14 protein-coding genes are annotated in these 16704 nt (G+C 53.9%); 4 read left to right on the top strand and 10 right to left on the bottom strand.

All coding sequences use genetic code 11. The features are described 5' to 3' along the window. Positions 1–2: 2 nt before the first annotated feature. The 8 genes from AB4P96_RS23185 to wecB form a co-directional block, all read right to left on the bottom strand. Positions 3–1181: a glycosyltransferase family 4 protein gene (locus AB4P96_RS23185; protein ID WP_395600126.1), complete on the bottom strand. Its 1179-nt coding sequence runs from the start codon at positions 1179–1181 to the stop codon at positions 3–5. Between the two features lie 7 nt (positions 1182–1188). After that, complete coding sequence (locus tag AB4P96_RS23180; RefSeq protein WP_395600125.1) at positions 1189–2817, bottom strand: heparinase II/III family protein; 1629 nt, start codon at positions 2815–2817, stop codon at positions 1189–1191. Between the two features lie 60 nt (positions 2818–2877). Beyond that, positions 2878–4719 (bottom strand): asparagine synthase (glutamine-hydrolyzing), encoded by a 1842-nt coding sequence (gene asnB / locus AB4P96_RS23175; protein WP_186617320.1) that lies wholly within the window; start codon positions 4717–4719, stop codon positions 2878–2880. Then, the gene (locus AB4P96_RS23170; protein ID WP_186617322.1) at positions 4719–6341 is read right to left on the bottom strand and encodes an O-antigen ligase; all 1623 of its coding nucleotides are present in this window, start codon (positions 6339–6341) and stop codon (positions 4719–4721) included. Before AB4P96_RS23170 ends, asnB begins: the two co-directional genes overlap by 1 nt. A 16-nt stretch (positions 6342–6357) precedes the next feature. Next, positions 6358–6819, bottom strand: coding sequence for a serine O-acetyltransferase (locus AB4P96_RS23165; RefSeq protein ID WP_026013606.1), 462 nt, complete (start codon positions 6817–6819; stop codon positions 6358–6360). Between the two features lie 2 nt (positions 6820–6821). Next, on the bottom strand, positions 6822–8066 hold the full coding sequence (locus tag AB4P96_RS23160; RefSeq protein ID WP_236460665.1) for a hypothetical protein: 1245 nt from the start codon (positions 8064–8066) through the stop codon (positions 6822–6824). A 136-nt stretch (positions 8067–8202) separates the two neighbouring features. Continuing rightward, on the bottom strand, positions 8203–9468 hold the full coding sequence (wecC, locus tag AB4P96_RS23155) for a UDP-N-acetyl-D-mannosamine dehydrogenase (protein WP_099549091.1): 1266 nt from the start codon (positions 9466–9468) through the stop codon (positions 8203–8205). Continuing rightward, positions 9465–10604 (bottom strand): non-hydrolyzing UDP-N-acetylglucosamine 2-epimerase, encoded by a 1140-nt coding sequence (gene wecB, locus AB4P96_RS23150; protein ID WP_099549090.1) that lies wholly within the window; start codon positions 10602–10604, stop codon positions 9465–9467. Before wecB ends, wecC begins: the two co-directional genes overlap by 4 nt. A 1187-nt stretch (positions 10605–11791) precedes the next feature. On the opposite strand from wecB, the gene AB4P96_RS23145 reads away from it, so the two are divergent. Both AB4P96_RS23145 and AB4P96_RS23140 read left to right on the top strand, forming a co-directional pair. After that, positions 11792–13786 carry a nucleoside-diphosphate sugar epimerase/dehydratase gene (locus AB4P96_RS23145; RefSeq protein ID WP_099549089.1) on the top strand — a complete coding sequence of 665 codons (1995 nt, stop codon included), beginning with the start codon at positions 11792–11794 and terminating at the stop codon, positions 13784–13786. 111 nt (positions 13787–13897) lie between these two features. Further along, entirely contained in the window at positions 13898–14230 is a 333-nt protein-coding gene (locus AB4P96_RS23140) for a helix-hairpin-helix domain-containing protein (protein ID WP_017136089.1), read from the top strand. Positions 14231–14257: 27 nt separating this feature from the next. Here the strand turns inward: AB4P96_RS23140 and AB4P96_RS23135 are convergent, their stop codons facing one another. Continuing rightward, positions 14258–14836 (bottom strand): TetR/AcrR family transcriptional regulator, encoded by a 579-nt coding sequence (locus AB4P96_RS23135; protein WP_169985677.1) that lies wholly within the window; start codon positions 14834–14836, stop codon positions 14258–14260. Between the two features lie 133 nt (positions 14837–14969). Between AB4P96_RS23135 and AB4P96_RS23130 the strand changes: the two genes are divergently transcribed. Together AB4P96_RS23130 and AB4P96_RS23125 are read left to right on the top strand one after the other, a co-directional pair. Continuing rightward, entirely contained in the window at positions 14970–15614 is a 645-nt protein-coding gene (locus tag AB4P96_RS23130; protein WP_236447522.1) for a GntR family transcriptional regulator, read from the top strand. Between the two features lie 15 nt (positions 15615–15629). Beyond that, a complete protein-coding gene (locus AB4P96_RS23125; RefSeq protein ID WP_138449011.1) occupies positions 15630–16478 on the top strand; it encodes a DUF1989 domain-containing protein in 849 nt (282 codons plus the stop codon). A 6-nt stretch (positions 16479–16484) separates the two neighbouring features. Here AB4P96_RS23125 and AB4P96_RS23120 read toward each other — a convergent pair whose 3' ends face one another. Continuing rightward, positions 16485–16652: a DUF2897 family protein gene (locus tag AB4P96_RS23120; RefSeq protein WP_017136085.1), complete on the bottom strand. Its 168-nt coding sequence runs from the start codon at positions 16650–16652 to the stop codon at positions 16485–16487. Positions 16653–16704: the final 52 nt, after the last annotated feature.

Raw genomic sequence — 16704 nt, 5'->3', positions numbered from 1 at the left:
AATCAAGGAGTTCCTGTGAGTGAAAGAACATCTTTCGCCATTTCGCGCATGATGCGGCCACGCGCGAAACGCTCGACGAAGGCATGGCGCGGGCGCGTCATAATATTGAGAGTCTTGAAGGACTGGATCCCTGCGGCGGCGTCACACGGCGCAAACACGGCAGCGTTGTCAATATGTTCAGAGACAAAACTGGCTGCGTAACCAGAGATGCCCGCCCAGATCGGTTTGCCCAGTGCAGCGTATTCAAAGACTTTTGATGGCAAGACTTTGCGGAAGGCGTCGTGGTCGTTCAAATGCAGGAAAAGCACATCCGCCGACTGATAAGCCTCGATCAATTGTTCGCGCTTGACCGGTTTCAAGAGTTCAACGTTAGTACAGGCGTGAGTGACAATGGCTTGTTTTAACAGCTCGATCCGGCCTCCGTCGCCGATCACGCGGAATCGCACCTTCCCTTCAAGTTGTTTGGCCAGTTGGGGGATAATGTTGTGCAGCCCCTGGCCTTCACCGATATTTCCCGCATAGACAATGTCCAGGATCGGGCTGGGCACCTTTTCTTCAGCGACGGGTTGCGCATCCAGGAATTCGCCATCGATGCCATTCGTATAGGTGGAGTAGCGTTGGTCGGGATAGCGTGATTTGAAGTAAGGAAGAAAACCTTCAGAGACCAGGTTGACCTTTTGCGCCGAGTGAATGGTAAAACGTTCAACCAGCGATAATAAGGGTTTAAGCAACCAGACTTTTTCTTTGGACAGCACATCCTTGATCGTGTCGACAAAGATGTCGCGTATATCCAAGTAGAGTGGCGTTCGTTTTGTGCGTGCGATCACCGCTCCCAGCGTAGCGGTCATCAGGCGTGAAGAAGTCGCATAGACAAGATCGTAGTCTTGGTTTCGCACAATCTTGCGTGCAGCGTTGGCATACACCAGAAACGCTCTTGCTTGATCGACCATCCCGCTCTTGTGGCCAGGCAGGGCCACTCGGCGGATGGTGAGCCTCGGGTGCTTCTCCAGTTCCGGGGCTTGACTGCTGAAGGAGCTGTAGCGATTCGGCAGGGTTGTGATCAACTCAATATGGGCGTCTGCAGGGAGTTGCTCCAGAAGTGCGTCTACCAGTGCTGTCGTGCGGAATGAACCGGCTGACAGATCAGGCTGGTAGTAAAAGCTCAAAATCAAAAGTTTCACGTAAGCCTCACCAGGTTATGCGGGTGGTCAGTTTGTCTGTCGACATTTCAGCGACGATGCACTGATTGGGAACAGACTTGCCGAATTCCGGATGCCATGTGGAAGACACCACATTGATCCGGGTTGCGCCCTCTAGTGTCGCGACAGCGACCTGACCGCCGGGCAGGGTGATCGTTACCGTGTTGCCTTGTTGAGTGGTGTGGATATCAGGGTGTAAAAATAGCCTTGATACAGCTTGATCGAATTTGCCGGAGACGGAATCTATCACCTGTAATTCACCGGCCATCGCAACCCACTCACGAGCGTGCAGGTTTTTCCCCGGTAGACGCAGGTAGCCGTCATGGCTGCCACTGACACGTACGGTGTCGACTGTGTGTTCCAGCTTATCCACGCAGGTGCGTGCGCGTCGTGCGACCCTGAATCCGGCCCAGACTTCAGATGAGTTTTCACCGTTCACTTCTATTGTGTTGTGCGCTGCCGTGCTGCGTTGCCGTTGACGTTCCGCGTCTTCGCCGTATTGAGACGTTCCAGAGTTGACGAACACGCGCTGTCCAAACAGGCTGAGTTCGAAGCTCAGGGTGTCCGCATGGGTATGACCTGGCTGGTAATCAGGCGCAACCTGCGCAAGGTTCAACAATGCCTTGCACTGATCGCCAAAATTGATCGCCACGTAGCCACTTTCAGCCTGGTGTACAGCTGCAATCGTAGCGGTGGGCATGCCATTGGGCGCACGGCATCCCAATTCAAACGCGTACGCCTCTATATCGAGCAGTGTGGGTGCAATGCCGAATGCCGAGTCATTAAAGAACGCAATGCCACCATCCGGGTGCTGGAGGCTGCGTAACCAGACCAGGCCTTGCTCAATCTGGTGCTTCCATTGGTTTTTGCGAATGTTAAGTTCCGGCAGCTCGGAGTGAGTGGCCAGGTTCAGCAGGTCGCAGATGTCCCAAAGAAGAGACGCGTGGTACATGGGTGAAAGTTCGAAGTGCGCACCGTCCGCCAGAAACTGCTCCTTGATTTCCTCATCAAGGATCTTCAAACCCTTGGACAGCCAGCTGTCTGCCCGATCGCCGTTCAGAAAGCTCCCGGCAAACACCAGTGCCTTGCCATTCACGAACAAATGGTTAGCGAGAATGTGATATTCGATCTGTTCAGACAGCGCGTAGGCCTGTGTAGCCAGGCTGTCCAGCCAGTGCGGTTCCAGGCTCGGTTGTTGTTGCATCCACTTGATCAGATTTACGATGCGCAAAGAGAGCGTATAGGGTTCCCAGCCGCATCCGTGAAAGGGGGCGTTGTTTGTGATCCAACTGTTGACCAGGCGCGTGTCGAAGTCTCTTCGGTCTTCGCCTGAAGAGGCCAGATGATCCAGATAATGCAGGTTGTATTGCCAAATTTTCGGGCGTGTCTGATCGTGCCAATCAATCGGTGCCGTCAGGCCCATGAATTCAAACTGTTCGTCGGCACCGAAGCGCGAGGCACACCAATGGGGAGCCTTCGCCAGGTTAATTCCGGGGCGCCGGGTAAAGCCTTGTGCCGAAAAAGGCCGAACTTTAGCGAAGCGATAGTAAAGACGGTAAACAACCTGCTTCAATCGCAGCATTTTAACGGTGTGGTAGAGCTTGATTATTCGTTGCATCAACGTCCTGCTTAGGTCAGTCACTTGAAAGTTAAAGTAGTGAGTATTGACTGACGCCAGTTAAGGGAAATTTATTTTCAGCCAGCGCTCGAAGTACAACACCTGCCAGAGTTTGTAGGTGTTGTTTGCGCTGCCTGAAAAATGATTGTTCACTAATTTTTCCACCTCTCCTCGGGCCACATAGGTGTAGATGCGCTCGAACTCGGCGAGCAGGCGTTGTTGGCCTATGCGTTGAATAATGCCATCCAGAGGTGGGTTGAAGCCTGTTTTGGGGCGATCAACCAATGAGGCGGGAAGCAGACTTTTCAGGAGCTGTTTGAGTGGGGCCTTTGGCGCTCCGCCTTTAAGCAAATCTGCACTTGAGGTTGCAAGACCGCTGGCCACCACACGCTCGTCCAGCAACGGAACGCGCAGTTCGATACTGGCCAACATACTGGCCTTGTCCGAGACACTCAGGTTATGGCTCAAGAAGCCTGTCTGGTCAAAATGCTGTGCACATTTGACTTTGTCTTCAACGGCGCCGCTGTACTGATCCATTACGCCGGACAGGCGTTGCTTGTAGTGTCGTTCAAGCTCGTTGTAGTCACGAAAAAAGCCCTGCAACTCTTGGCGGGAGAAGTACCCCAGCATGCGCGAATACGCCAGGGGCCAATAGTTTTCCTGAGCATAGGACACCAACCGTTCGAACTTTTTGTCGAGCCGCTTTGGAAATAACTTGAGTTTTAGCAGTGCACTTAATGCGGGATACAGCAGCCTGATGAGTGTGTGATGCTTGAGTACTGTGTAGCGTGGGTATCCTGCAAACGCCTCATCTCCGCCCATGCCACTGAGCATGACGGTATATCCACTTTTCCTGGCTTCGGTGGACAAGCGGTAGGTTGCCCAGAACGTATAGTCGGATACCAGTTCTTCGGTGTTGGCAGCGACGAAGTCGATGGACTCGAAGGGGTCTATATCTGAGTCGAGAATCTCCGTGACCACCAGCTTTTTGCCAAGGTGTTCGGCGATCCTGGCGGAAAACTTCGTATCGACAGCGGAGTCGTCCGTTGCGTCGTACTGTGCAAAAAATAAGTCAGCATCACCGGTGAAACTTGCCAGGATGCTGGAGTCTGCGCCACCACTGAAAAATACCCCGACCGGGACGTCCGCTTCCAATTGGCGCGTCACGGCAGAACGCACATCCTGCACGAGGCTTTGCTCGGTCTTGAAGTGCATGGCGCTCTGGTAACGCTGGGTTGTCATCTTGCCGGTTGCCAGGTCGAACGCCAGGTAACTACCGGGCATCAGTTTCTTGATGGATGTGTAGCCGGTGTTGGGCTCGTAGAGAAAGCCGTTGTTGAAAAACTCAAAGACATCATCAGGGTCTATGTCGGTGTTTACCTGCGAAAAACATTTCAGGCCGCGGATTTCTGAGCAGGCGTAGAAGCCGTCGACGCCGGTGTAGCAATACACCGGCTTGATGCCAACGACGTCCCTTACCAGAAAGGTTTTTTGGCGCGGCTCATCCAATATGACAAACGTGAACATGCCTTCAAGCAGTGCAAAGGCCTGCTCTTGATGTTCTACGTACAATTGCAGGATAACTTCGGTATCGGAGGTGCCTTTGAAGGTATAGCCTTTTTCGATCAGTTGCCGGCGCAATTCGTGATGGTTAAACACCTCGCCATTGAACACGATACTTACACCATGATTGTCGGCAAACATCGGCTGGCTGCCAGTCGGTGACAAATCCAGGATGCTCAGCCTGTTGTGTCCTAGCCCTACCTGATAGCCCGCGACACTGGCGAAATAGGTGCCGGATGCATCCGGGCCACGGTGCCGTGTAACCGCCAGGCTTTTTTCCATTTGGGCCTGGGTCTCGGGTACACCGTCTTTGACTGCAAAAAAGCTGAGGCCACACATTATACCGACGTCTCCCTGGGGTCTTTGACGACCGTTTCCGGCCTGGTGTTGGAGAGTGACGCTGTATGCCCGTCAGGCAAGGCGGTACCCATCATTTGATTTGAATGCTTATGCGCCAGCATTACGCCCCAAGCTGCTGCGAGCAGTAAGTTGAAAGAGATCAGGCGAAACACCGCGAAGAACAACCCGTAGATCGCCAGCGTCATGACCGCCGTGCGAATCACGGTGAGGTGAGCGGGGTCGGATTTTAGAGTGGTGAACCGATATAAAACGGGAGCACCGAGGACAGTGATGTACATCAGCAGCCCTAAGACGCCGCCGACCATCAGCATGTACAGTGGCCAGTTATGGATATAGCCAACTGACTCCGTGAATGAATCACCGCCGGGTCTCTCCCAGCGCATCTCGTGTTTGATCCCGATACCATTGCCCAGCGCGGGGTGGTCCTGAAACATGCGCCAGGCGATTTTATATTCCTGTACCCGGGAAGAGACGTTGAAGTCCTGCTTCTCGTTGGCAGCGGGCTTGGATTCGGAGGCTACAGGCGCCGCAGCGTCAGGTTGCGTGTGTTTCTCTCCCATGGACGCAATGGAAGAGGTTGCGATAGGTAATGCAGTATTCGCCAGGGAGTTCATGCGCCCGAGCCATACGTCTTGCATGCCGGTGGCAAAAATAAACACAAGGCAAAACAGCGCTTGAATGACAATGCCGGATACTACTTTTAGCCATAAGTGCCTGCGCGCGAAAAAGGTATAGAGCGCGAACAAGCCAATGACGAGAAATGCACTGATCAGCATGCTTCGTGTGAATGTGATCAGCACGGCGGCTGTGCACAGCAGCGATATCAGGCCACTGATCCATGCAACCCTTCGGTCAGGCGTCAGCGTGCCGACGACATAGCCGAGCACCATGCCCAGCGGCAGGATCGCGTCGGTTGCTTGCGCCAGCACCATGGTGATGCGATCACGCATTGGGCCCTGTGCGTTAACGTTGCGCAGCGCTTCTTCATAAGGGATTTTTACCATCTCCCCGTTGACCTCAAGGGTCCAGTACGGCTGCCACAGACCGTGATAGAAGTAATAGAAAACGATGTAGCCTGCGGTCAATAAAATCAGGGTTCCCACCGAAGCGCCGAGCCAACGAACGTTGTTTTCTTCGCGGCCTACAAGAGCGCAGATCGGGATCAGTGCATAGATAAACAGAAAGGGCACGACCCCTCTGAGCCAATCAGTCATCGGAACATGGTGGTACATCGCTACAACCAGGTTCAGCACTAGAAACCCAAGGCCTATTAGCAATGGCGCGGCGAACAGGCGCAGGACCGATGTAAAACCCAGAGTACGGAGCAATTTGATCAATGCGCTGAGGAATACCGTCACCAGCAGGGCAGCAAACGCCACTTCCTGAGCGCCCAACGAAGTGGGCGCGGGGTGGAGAGCAAAGGCCAATGGGAATAGCGCCAATAAACCCAGCCAAGGCGACATGATGGCCGTCAATACCAATAAAGCGCTGCCGATAATGGCCGTGTAGAAAAGCACGCCAGGATCCAGCATAAATAAAATGGCGATGAGCGCTGCCGCCGTGATCGCCATGGAATTTTTTACGCAGTCAGGTTGACGCATTGCGGTACTCCATTGTTCAAGGGCGTATGGCTTTATAGTCGCTGGCTGTTTGTCCAATCACTTTTGCGGGTATTCCCACAACGATTGAATTATCAGGCACGTCTTTCAATACGACCGCTGAAGCGCCAATTTGACAGTTATTGCCGATGACGATATCGCCAATGATCTTTGCCCCGGCCCCTATGTAGCAGTTGTCACCGATGACGGGGCAGCGATTGATCTCGCTGGTGACATAACCCTCAGCGGCGCCGATGGTGATGCCTTGGCCCAGCACACAGCCGTCGCCAACCTTGGCATTTGCGTGCAGTACAACGCCGATCGCGCCATAGGCGAATATCGTGCCCCTTCCGATCGTTGCGGTAATTGGAATGTAAGAGTTGAACAGTAGGAAAATCACATTTCGAACAAGGCCTGGTAATAACGGCACTCGACGCCGGTGCAGCCAGTTTCCAACTCGATAAAGTTTTACTGCGTTCACGGTTAAAACCTCAGCGTGCGAAGATCAGCGGGTCGAAGCTGGAGTGCTCCCACTGCAATGATCATGAGCGAGCACATATACAGCACGGCCCAGACCAGGCTGATGTGTGTCAAAAAGATAGTCAGGGGAGAGAGTAAGGCGACCCAAAAAACTACCGGCAAGCGAATGCCTGGACGGCAGCTTATGTGCAGGAACAACAAGTAGGCCGAGAACCCGATAGCGTAGAACAACTGTGCCTGGTTCAAGTCTTTGACAAACAGAATCATGCTCGTTATGGCCAGTGGGGCAATGACAAGGTTTGCCACGATGACTTTACGGTGCAGGCCGGAGGCGACCAGATAGCGCTCTGTTACCACTGCCCAGTACAGCACTGGCAGGCAGGGCAGCATCACCAGATAGTTCGAGTACTGAGGGAACAGCCAAACCGCTGCGTACCCCGATAAGCCTACCAACGCGAAGTAGAAAATAGCGATCGACGTGATGATTCTATATTGCGCTTGGCGTTGCCCGCCCGAGACGAAGGCGACAAACACTGCCCTGACGTTGATGGGGAACAGGCTGGTAGCGGATTGAATGATCGAGACGATGACCCTGAACAATCCAAGGTCGCGCACGGGCAGGCTCTTGGAAAGAATGAAGGGCAAGATGTTGGTGAACAGATTGAACACCAGGGTGATGGATATCATTCTGGGTAATAACAGCAGCACACCTTGGCAGGTCTGCAGCAGCTGTTTGCCGACGGGCAGTTTCGCACCTTTGAAAAACAGCACCGCTACCGCAAACGCGCACGGAATCAAGTTGGTCAGAATCAGTATGTCGACGATAGTCAGCGAGACTATTTGTTGGTAGCTGATAAACAGGAGCGTGAAAAACACGCCAAGAAATAGCACCAGGTAGGCCACGATCCAGCATTGCAGGCGTAGCCCGAACAGCGATAACAGGCATGCCGAGCTCAAAAGCATCACCCCAAGCAGGAGTGGGTTGCCAATGTGGTCAATCAGGTTCACAGCGCTGAACAGTACAAAAATCAGTACGGCCATAAATAATGAAGTCACCAGAATGTACTCGGCCTCCACGGTGGCAATCAGCTGCTCATTGACGATATCCAACAGTTTTTGAAATAAAAATACCAGCACGTTGGCCTTGATGAATGCGCCGTACGCTTCCAAGCCGTAAAGTCCGGGAATCACAAAGTTAACAACCAGGCCACTTATCAGTGTCAGCACCTGGATCAATAAATTGACCATGCCAGAACCTCTTGAACCTCATCATGACAAATGCAATTGCATGATCATTTAACAAACGTGCCCAGCTCGGTGCTCGGAAACCGACGCAATACTAACGGCTTGCGTCGATTTCCAAGCGGTATTCATCAAGCTTTTTTCAAGCCCACACACCGCGTGTGTCGATGACTTTGAGCGAGGACAGGCGTGCGCCCGGGATTTTCTTGAATACGCTGTGATCGACCAGCAGGACAATCACGTGCGCAGATGACAGCGCCTGATCGATTCCGCTCAGGGTTGCAATACCTTCAAGGCGAGCCGGCAGGTGCGCGATATTCGGTTCAATCGCCAGAACAGTACCGGGATGGGACTGGGCAATGTGTGCGGTGATCTCTAAGGATGGACTTTCACGCAAGTCGTCGATGTCCGGCTTGAAGGCCAGCCCGAGGCAGGCAACCGTAACGTCCTTGGCGGTTTTCGACGGGTGTTCCTGCAGGAATTGACCGATAGCCAGTTGAACCTGCTCCAATACCCACTTTGGCTTGCTGTCATTCACTTCCCTTGCGGTGCGGATCAGGCGTGCCAGGGCGGGCGTTTTGCTGACAATGAACCAGGGGTCGACAGCGATGCAGTGACCGCCCACACCGGGGCCAGGTTGCAGGATATTAACGCGAGGGTGGTGATTCGCAAGGCGGATCAGCTCCCATACATTGATGTTGAGTTCGTCGCAGATCATCGACAGTTCATTGGCAAACGCGATATTCACGTCGCGAAAGCTGTTCTCTGTGAGTTTGCACATTTCGGCGGTGCGGGCGTCGGTGATGATGCATTCACCCTCAACGAATGTTTTATACAGAGACCGCGCTGCTTCTGAACATTTGCTGGTAAGCCCGCCGATGATGCGATCGTTTTCGATCAACTCCCGCAGTACGTGACCCGGCAGCACGCGCTCGGGGCAATGCGCTATGCGGATGTCCGACTCTGCGCCATGGGTTTGCGGAAATGTCAGGTCCGGACGGGCTTCTGCCAGCCAGGCAGACATTTGCTCGGTAGCCCCGACTGGGGAGGTTGATTCCAGCACGACCAAGTCACCCTTTTTCAGGACGGGAGCAATGGCTCGGCTGGCTGATTCGATGTAGGAAAGATCGGGTTCGTGATCGCCCTTGAACGGTGTCGGGACGGCAATCAGGAAGGCATCGGCCGGCTCTGCGGTTAGAGTTGCCCGCAAATAGCCTTCGGTAACGGCGGCCCGTACGACGATATCCAGATCCGGTTCGATAATATGGATTTCGCCGCGGTTGATGGTTGCAACTGTGTTCGGGTTGACGTCGACGCCAATGACTTTTTTCTTACGTGCAGCGAAAACAGCTGCCGTCGGAAGCCCTATATAGCCGAGGCCGACTACAGAAACAGTTTCAAAGCTCATGAATTAGCCTTTTTAATTCGTGAAAGTACATCGAGAATTCGTGCGGATGCTTTTCCGTCACCATAGGGGTTGTGAGCGAAGCTCATCTGGCCATAGGCTTCAACATCAGTCAGCAAGACTCTCAAGTTAGAGGTAATGGCCTCAATTTCAGTCCCGACAAGTTTGACTGTGCCCGCGTCAACCGCCTCTGGACGCTCTGTGGTGTCACGCATCACCAGCACAGGTTTACCTAAAGAGGGGGCCTCTTCCTGAATGCCACCTGAATCACTCAAAATTAGATAAGAGCGATCCATCAAATACACAAAGGGCAGATAATCCAGGGGTTCGATCAGATGGATATTCTGGATGTCGCTGAGCAGGCGATTGACTGGCTCGCGTACATTCGGATTCAGGTGAACGGGGTACACAATCTCGACATCGGGGAACTCCAGGGCCGTATTGATCAAGGCCTGGCAGATATTCTCAAAGCCACCGCCGAAACTTTCGCGGCGATGACCCGTGACCAGGATCACTCGCTGGCAATCGCCCAGAAACGAGAACTGCTGGTGAAATTGCTGTTGCAGGGCCGGACGGGTCTTGATTCGGCCCACCACATCCAGCAACGCGTCAATGACAGTGTTGCCGGTCACATGGACGCTTTGGCTTGCGACCCCCTCTCTCAGCAAATTCTGCCTGGACGTTTCAGTGGGTGCGAAGTGCAATGCCGCAAGAGCGCCAGTCAGCTTGCGGTTTGCCTCTTCAGGCCACGGAGAATAGAGGTTTCCGGTGCGCAGGCCGGCTTCGACGTGAGCCACAGGAATTTGGTGATAGTAAGCGGCCAATGTGGTGGCGAACGTCGTCGCTGTGTCGCCATGGACCAGGACAATATCCGGTTTGAAGGTTGCGAAGACAGTTTTCATTCCCTGCAAGATGGCACTCGTGACATCGGTCAGATCCTGGCCGGACTTCATGATGTTCAAATCGAAATCAGGCTTGATTTCAAAGAGACTGAGCACTTGGTCGAGCATTTCTCGGTGCTGTCCAGTCACGCAGACCTTGGCAGTGAAGCGCTCATCTGCTGCAAGGCTCAACGCCAAGGGAGCCATTTTGATTGCTTCAGGTCGTGTGCCGAATACACACAGGGTTCTTAAAGTCATGCAACACCGCTACTTAAAGTAAAAATCAATGCACGCTTACGTCATAATCCGCGGATTAGGGTGCCGTCAGTTGTGATACGTTTTTGCACACGCTATGCCAGGGCGCAGGGCCGCGGGACAGCACAATCAGATAGTGGAAACATGACATCTGATAGTTGTGCATGCGTTATTTTTTGGAATTCCAATCGCAGGCAGTTGCAGGCCCGTGAGTTGAGGTTCGTGCGAATTCCAAGCCATTTGCCTGGGTCTAGTGAAAATTCTCGGGCGTCCTCCTTTCGTCCCGTTTGGCAGTGCGTATGTACACCTGCGATGATCACTCAGCAAGTAGTGCGCATACTCTAAAGTATCCCTCCCATTCGGCTCCAAGGCAAAAATTGGCTTGCATTGGGGCTGGTTAGTTTCGTTAAAACATGATCGCGGATTAGCATCTCTATGATTAAAGTCAACCGTCAAGTGCGGGTGATCCGGTCATTATTTTGTCGCGGCGGATGCTTACAGATTTTTCCTACAGCGCTTTCCGCTGTAGCGGCGCAGGTGAACGCGTTGCGGAGTATAGCCTCTTTAGGCGTGTTTTTTCCAAGATTGGAATGGAACAGCTGTTCGACTGGCTCTAAAAGGGCATTCGCGGGACGTTCTAGATTAAGGGACTTAGAGTCCAGCTATACCATTAATGAACATCGACGGTGGCATCAGCCTCTCTCGTATTGTTTTAAGGGTGACCATTTTTGTTACATTTTGCTATACGATACTGTTGCTGTGCTAGCTAATGATACGGCTGCAACTCAACGTCTCGGGCCAAGCCTAGCAGCTTGTCAGGTGTTCGCCATTTTTTGTTCGTGAGCGCTCGAACCCCGCGGTTTCGTAGGGGTCAGTGCCTACCCGTCCTGGTTTTTTTGGGGCTGAGAAAGGATTTCAAAGGATTTCCGACACAACAAGGGTATCATCCCATCTATGGTGTTTACTGTAGGTGTCGAGTACCACCGTGGTATTTTCTGTACAGAATAGGGGTTATTAACCCAAGGAAAGGTCGTCAAAGGAGTGCGATTTTTCTGAAAGGAGATTTTCATGCAGTTGCCACGTCTGTACGATTTTTGTTCAGTGCGGGTTATTCATTGTGGATCGCTATTTTCGTCTATTCGCGGGCAGGGTTTTGATTCTAGGAGCGTGGAAAAGTGTTGGAGAGGGGCATGGATAAGATGAGAGTTTTTTTATTAAATCTGCCGCGCCGCCACAAGCGCATTCTTCAGGTGCTTGTCGATATTGTACTGGTGTGGATTTCATTATGGTTGGCCTTCGTCGTACGGCTTGGAATTGCCGAGATGGAACAACCGATCCAGCGATACTTATGGCTGTTCGTGAGCGCTCCGGTTATTGCCATTCCCCTGTTTGTTCGCTTTGGCATGTACCGCGCCGTCATGCGTTACTTTGGTAACGATGCACTTATTACTATTATCAAGGCGGTGAGCCTTTCTTCACTTATTCTTGGCTTGGCTGTCTATCTTTACAGCAACCATCAATACGTTGTTCCACGCTCGGTTATTTTCAATTATTGGTGGTTGTGCCTGGTTACCGTAGGCGGGTTGAGACTAGCGATGCGCCAGTACTTCATGGGGGATTGGTTCTCTGCAGCACAGCATGTTCCCTTTACCAATCGTGATGATGGCTTGACGAAAGTTGCCATTTACGGAGCCGGCTCGGCGGGTAATCAATTGGTTGCTGCGTTGCGCATGGGGCGTGTCATGCGGCCGGTCGCCTTTATCGATGACGACGGGAGTATCGCAGGTCGTGTCATCTCTGGGCTGCAGGTGTTCAAGCCCAAGCATATTCAGCAGATGATCGACACAACAGGCGCTCAGCAGATATTGCTCGCAGTGCCTTCGGCGGGCCGCGGGCGCAGGCGTGAGATTCTCTCAAACTTGGAGCGTTTTCCGCTGCATGTGCGCAGTGTTCCGGATTTTATGGACCTGGCCAGTGGCCGCGTCAAGGTCGACGATATTCAGGAAGTCGATATTGCCGACTTGCTGGGGCGTGATGCAGTGCCAGCCCAGGAAGACCTGCTTGCACGTTGTATCGTTGGCCAGTCGGTCTTGGTCACGGGAGCAGGGGGGTCGATCGGGTCTGAGCTATGCCGGCAGATTTTGACGCAGAAACCCAAGACCTTACTCTTGTTCGAACACAGCGAATTTAACCTCTACAGTATCCTGTCCGAACTTGAACACCGCGTTGCGCATGAGTCAATGCCCATTAAGTTATTGCCTATTCTGGGTTCGGTACGCGACGAGAATAAATTACTTGATGTTATGAAGAGCTGGCACGTCGACACGGTTTATCATGCGGCTGCGTACAAGCATGTGCCGATTGTCGAACACAACATTGCCGAAGGTGTCTTGAATAACATCATTGGTACTTTGAATACCGCCCAGGCAGCCTTGAAGGCCGGTGTGGTGAACTTTGTGCTGATTTCCACCGACAAGGCTGTTCGCCCCACTAATGTGATGGGGAGTACCAAGCGCCTTGCAGAATTAGCCCTGCAAGCCCTCAGCGTTGAAAAAGCGCCGGTGATGTTTGGCGACAAGTCTGGCGTGGCCCGCGTAAACAAAACGCGCTTCACGATGGTCAGGTTCGGCAATGTACTGGGTTCTTCCGGCTCAGTGATTCCGCTTTTTCACCGGCAGATCAAGGCAGGCGGTCCATTGACCGTCACACACCCAAAAATTACGCGTTATTTCATGACCATCCCCGAAGCGGCCCAGCTGGTGATCCAGGCCGGTTCCATGGGGCAGGGGGGGGACGTGTTCGTTCTGGACATGGGTGAGCCCGTAAAAATTGTAGAGCTTGCGGAAAAGATGATTCATTTATCCGGGCTGAGTGTACGCACGGATAAAAACCCTCTCGGGGATATCGCGATTGAGTTCACCGGATTGCGGCCAGGCGAAAAGCTTTACGAGGAGTTGCTGATCGGCAACAACGTCGTCGCTACCCAGCACCCGATGATTATGAGCGCCAACGAGGATCACCTGGCGTGGGACGTACTCAAAAGCAAACTGAGCGAATTGCTCGGCGCGGTGAGTGAGGACGATTACACCCGTGTGCGTCAGATCCTGCGCGAGACAGTCAGTGGCTACTCGCCCGACGGCGAAATCGTCGATTGGATCTACCAGCAGCGCCGTTTGGAGCCGTGAGTTAACACCCTGTTACTCACCCGCTTTTGACTCTCTCCCCACATCGCCTAAGTTAGAAAAGCAGCTTTTGGAAAGCTGCTTTTCTTCTACCGATGTCATGGAGTGTCACCAATGCAAAACGCCTATATCTCTTCCCTGATCTTTGCCGTCCTCACCAGCCTCTCCGTAGCAACCACCGCAGCCCCCTCCATCAAACCCGAAGCCCCGGCGCCTATCACGGCCCAGATGGCTAACGTCGAGCAATCCACCAAGGTCAATCTCAACACCGCCGATGCTGAAGTCCTGCGCCGCGACCTGTTCGGTATTGGCGCCGCCAAGGCCAAGGCGATCATCGCCTATCGCGACAGCAACGGGCCTTTCACGGCGGTAGACGAGTTGCTGGAAGTCAAAGGCATCGGCAAGGCGTTGCTGGAGAAAAACCGCGACAGGCTGGCAATCAACTAAGGGTGTAAATCCTGGGCAAGAGGCCGGTCATTGACCGGCCTTCTGTTTGTCCGAGACCTGTTCTTTCAAACACCCGCGTACCACTTCCATGATATGGGCTGCCAGTCCCGGGTTTTCGACGCTTCTGGCCAACACCAATGCGCCCACCAATGTCGACATCAGTACCAGGCTCTCGTGTTCCCCCTTTGGGTGCTCCAATGCTGAGTCGATCTGCGTCAACCTGGCTTCAAGTACCGCATCCGTTACCGGACTATGCTGCCCTCGCAGGCCCAGCTCCGACGACATCGTGGGCAGCGGGCAGCCTTCACCCGGCGAGGTCTGGTGCCATTGCGAAAGGTAACTGTCGATGAACGCATCCAGCGGCCGTTTCTGGCTGAACAACATTGCGCAATGGGCATCCAGCTCTGCGGCGGCGGCCAGAAGGGCTTTGTCCACCAGTTCATCCTTGGACTTGAAATGCGCGTAGAACCCGCCGTGTGTCAGGTTTAACGCTTTCATCAAGGGCTGCAGGCCGGTGGCGCCAATACCATCGCGGCGAAATCGTACGGAGGCTTCCTTGATGATGCGTTGGTGAGTCTGGGCTTTGTGGTCTGTTGAATAACGCATAGGACGGCCTCGAGAACGAGTGCGCATTTTAGCGGAGTCGAACCTGTTTACCCATAGAGACAGTATTCAGCGGGCTTGGCATGAAAAGTGATTACATCCGTTGCATGAATTGTTCAACAATCGAGGTGCCATGATGACGCTCAGCTTGTCTCTAGCCGATCAGATTGCCCTTGAACTGCGCGCCGACATCATGAGTGGGCGGCTGCTGCCAGGTGTGGCGCTGGTCGAAGTGGACCTGGTCAAGCGCTACAACGCCTCGCGCAATACCATTCGCGAAGCGTTACACCGTTTGGGGCAGGAGGGGCTCACCCGTTATGTGCGCAACAAGGGCGTGATGGTCCGGCGTGTGGCGCGCGACGACGTGCGTGACCTGTTCGTGGTCCGCCGTACCCTTGAGCTGCAGGCCATCGCCCAGAGTGGCACGCTGACGGGCGACCATGACGTGCGTATGCAAAATGCCATCGACGCCACCACGCTGGCGCGAGAGCGCGAAGATTGGCGCGCCGTTGCCACTCATAGCCTGGTGTTCCACCAGCACATTGTCGGGTTGATGCGCAGCCCTTTATTCGATGAGTTTTTCGCCCAAGTGATTGCTCAATTGCGCCTGGTGTTTTGTGCGGCGCCCGATGAACAACGTTTTCAGTCGCCCTGGCTGGAGCGTGATCGTGAGATCTACACCTTGCTGGCGCAGGGCAATAAACCAGCTGCGCAGGAGGCGATGAGCCTCTATCTGCACGATTCTGAACAGCTGTCCCTGGCGCTGTTTGATTACCCTTGATGGAGGATTGCACCCATGTACAAAGATTATCCGGCTGCCTATCAGGTCAGCAAAGGCTCGGCGCTGCAAGTGGACACGGCCTTCTACGCACGTATTCGCGACCAGGCGGGTAAACGCACATTGATCGAGCAGTTTGAAGTGCCGATTCGCACGGGCAGGGCGTGGAAAGTGCCGGCCGGGCATGTGTTTCGCGTGACAACGCCGGTAGGGCCACAGGTCGGCGATTTCAATGTGTGGAACGCCAATGACCCGCGCGAACGCCTATGGGCGGCACGCACGCGGCAGTTGCAGGGCGCCCATGTCAGTACCCATGACCGGCTATGGTCGAACCTGCCGTTTCTGCGCCCCTTGGTGACCATCACTGATGACAGCCTGGCGGGCTACGGCATCGATGAACACGGTGGGCGCCTGCACGATTTGCTCGGCACTCGCTGTGACCCGTATGTGAACCGCATGCTCACCGGCGAAGACTTCCACCACCATTGCCATTCCAACTTGACCCGCGCCGTGCTGCCCCATGGCCTGACCGAATTTGACGTGCACGATGTGCTGAATATTTTCCAGTGCACCGGCCTTAATCATGACGACATGTACTTCATGAAAGCCTGCCCGGCGCAGAAGGGCGATTACCTGGAGTTTTTTGCCGAGATTGATTTGCTCTGCGCATTGTCGACGTGCCCGGGCGGGGACTTGTCGCTACCGATGTGGGGGCCGGACGCGCAAGACCCATTGACCGTGTGCCGCCCGCTGGGCGTAGAGATCTATCGCTTGGAGGAGGAGTTGCTCAACGGCTGGAGCCAGCCTGAGCGTGCTGCCTACAAGGGGCAGCACGGCTTGCATATTGCCAAGGCAGCCTGGGAATAACCTGCTTCAGCGGTCCTGCGCATCCTTGGCGTCCGCCTGGGCGTTGCGCTCGACCACGCGTTTGCGTTGTTCGTCGGTGAGTTCCACCTTGTTGGCGCTGTCACGCAGCATCAGCAGCCCACCGACGATCGACCCGATCGCTACCACTAAAATCAACCACGCATACCACGGCATAAGGCTCTCCTTGAGGCGGACCAGCGTCGGAGGATGTTCCCACGCTAATAAC

It is taken from the genome of Pseudomonas sp. B19125 (genome assembly GCF_044218855.1).
Classification (GTDB): Bacteria; Pseudomonadota; Gammaproteobacteria; order Pseudomonadales; family Pseudomonadaceae; genus Aquipseudomonas; species Aquipseudomonas edaphica.
This window is presented reverse-complemented; position numbering and strand designations above follow the sequence as displayed.

Coding starts and splice junctions, on each gene's coding strand:
- AB4P96_RS23180 (WP_395600125.1), bottom strand. CDS start 2,817: ATGCAACGAATAATCAAGCTCTACCACACCGTTAAAATGCTGCGATTG.
- asnB (WP_186617320.1), bottom strand. CDS start 4,719: ATGTGTGGCCTCAGCTTTTTTGCAGTCAAAGACGGTGTACCCGAGACC.
- AB4P96_RS23170 (WP_186617322.1), bottom strand. CDS start 6,341: ATGCGTCAACCTGACTGCGTAAAAAATTCCATGGCGATCACGGCGGCA.
- AB4P96_RS23160 (WP_236460665.1), bottom strand. CDS start 8,066: ATGGTCAATTTATTGATCCAGGTGCTGACACTGATAAGTGGCCTGGTT.
- wecC (WP_099549091.1), bottom strand. CDS start 9,468: ATGAGCTTTGAAACTGTTTCTGTAGTCGGCCTCGGCTATATAGGGCTT.
- wecB (WP_099549090.1), bottom strand. CDS start 10,604: ATGACTTTAAGAACCCTGTGTGTATTCGGCACACGACCTGAAGCAATC.
- AB4P96_RS23145 (WP_099549089.1), top strand. CDS start 11,792: ATGGATAAGATGAGAGTTTTTTTATTAAATCTGCCGCGCCGCCACAAG.
- AB4P96_RS23140 (WP_017136089.1), top strand. CDS start 13,898: ATGCAAAACGCCTATATCTCTTCCCTGATCTTTGCCGTCCTCACCAGC.
- AB4P96_RS23135 (WP_169985677.1), bottom strand. CDS start 14,836: ATGCGTTATTCAACAGACCACAAAGCCCAGACTCACCAACGCATCATC.
- AB4P96_RS23130 (WP_236447522.1), top strand. CDS start 14,970: ATGACGCTCAGCTTGTCTCTAGCCGATCAGATTGCCCTTGAACTGCGC.
- AB4P96_RS23125 (WP_138449011.1), top strand. CDS start 15,630: ATGTACAAAGATTATCCGGCTGCCTATCAGGTCAGCAAAGGCTCGGCG.
- AB4P96_RS23120 (WP_017136085.1), bottom strand. CDS start 16,652: ATGCCGTGGTATGCGTGGTTGATTTTAGTGGTAGCGATCGGGTCGATC.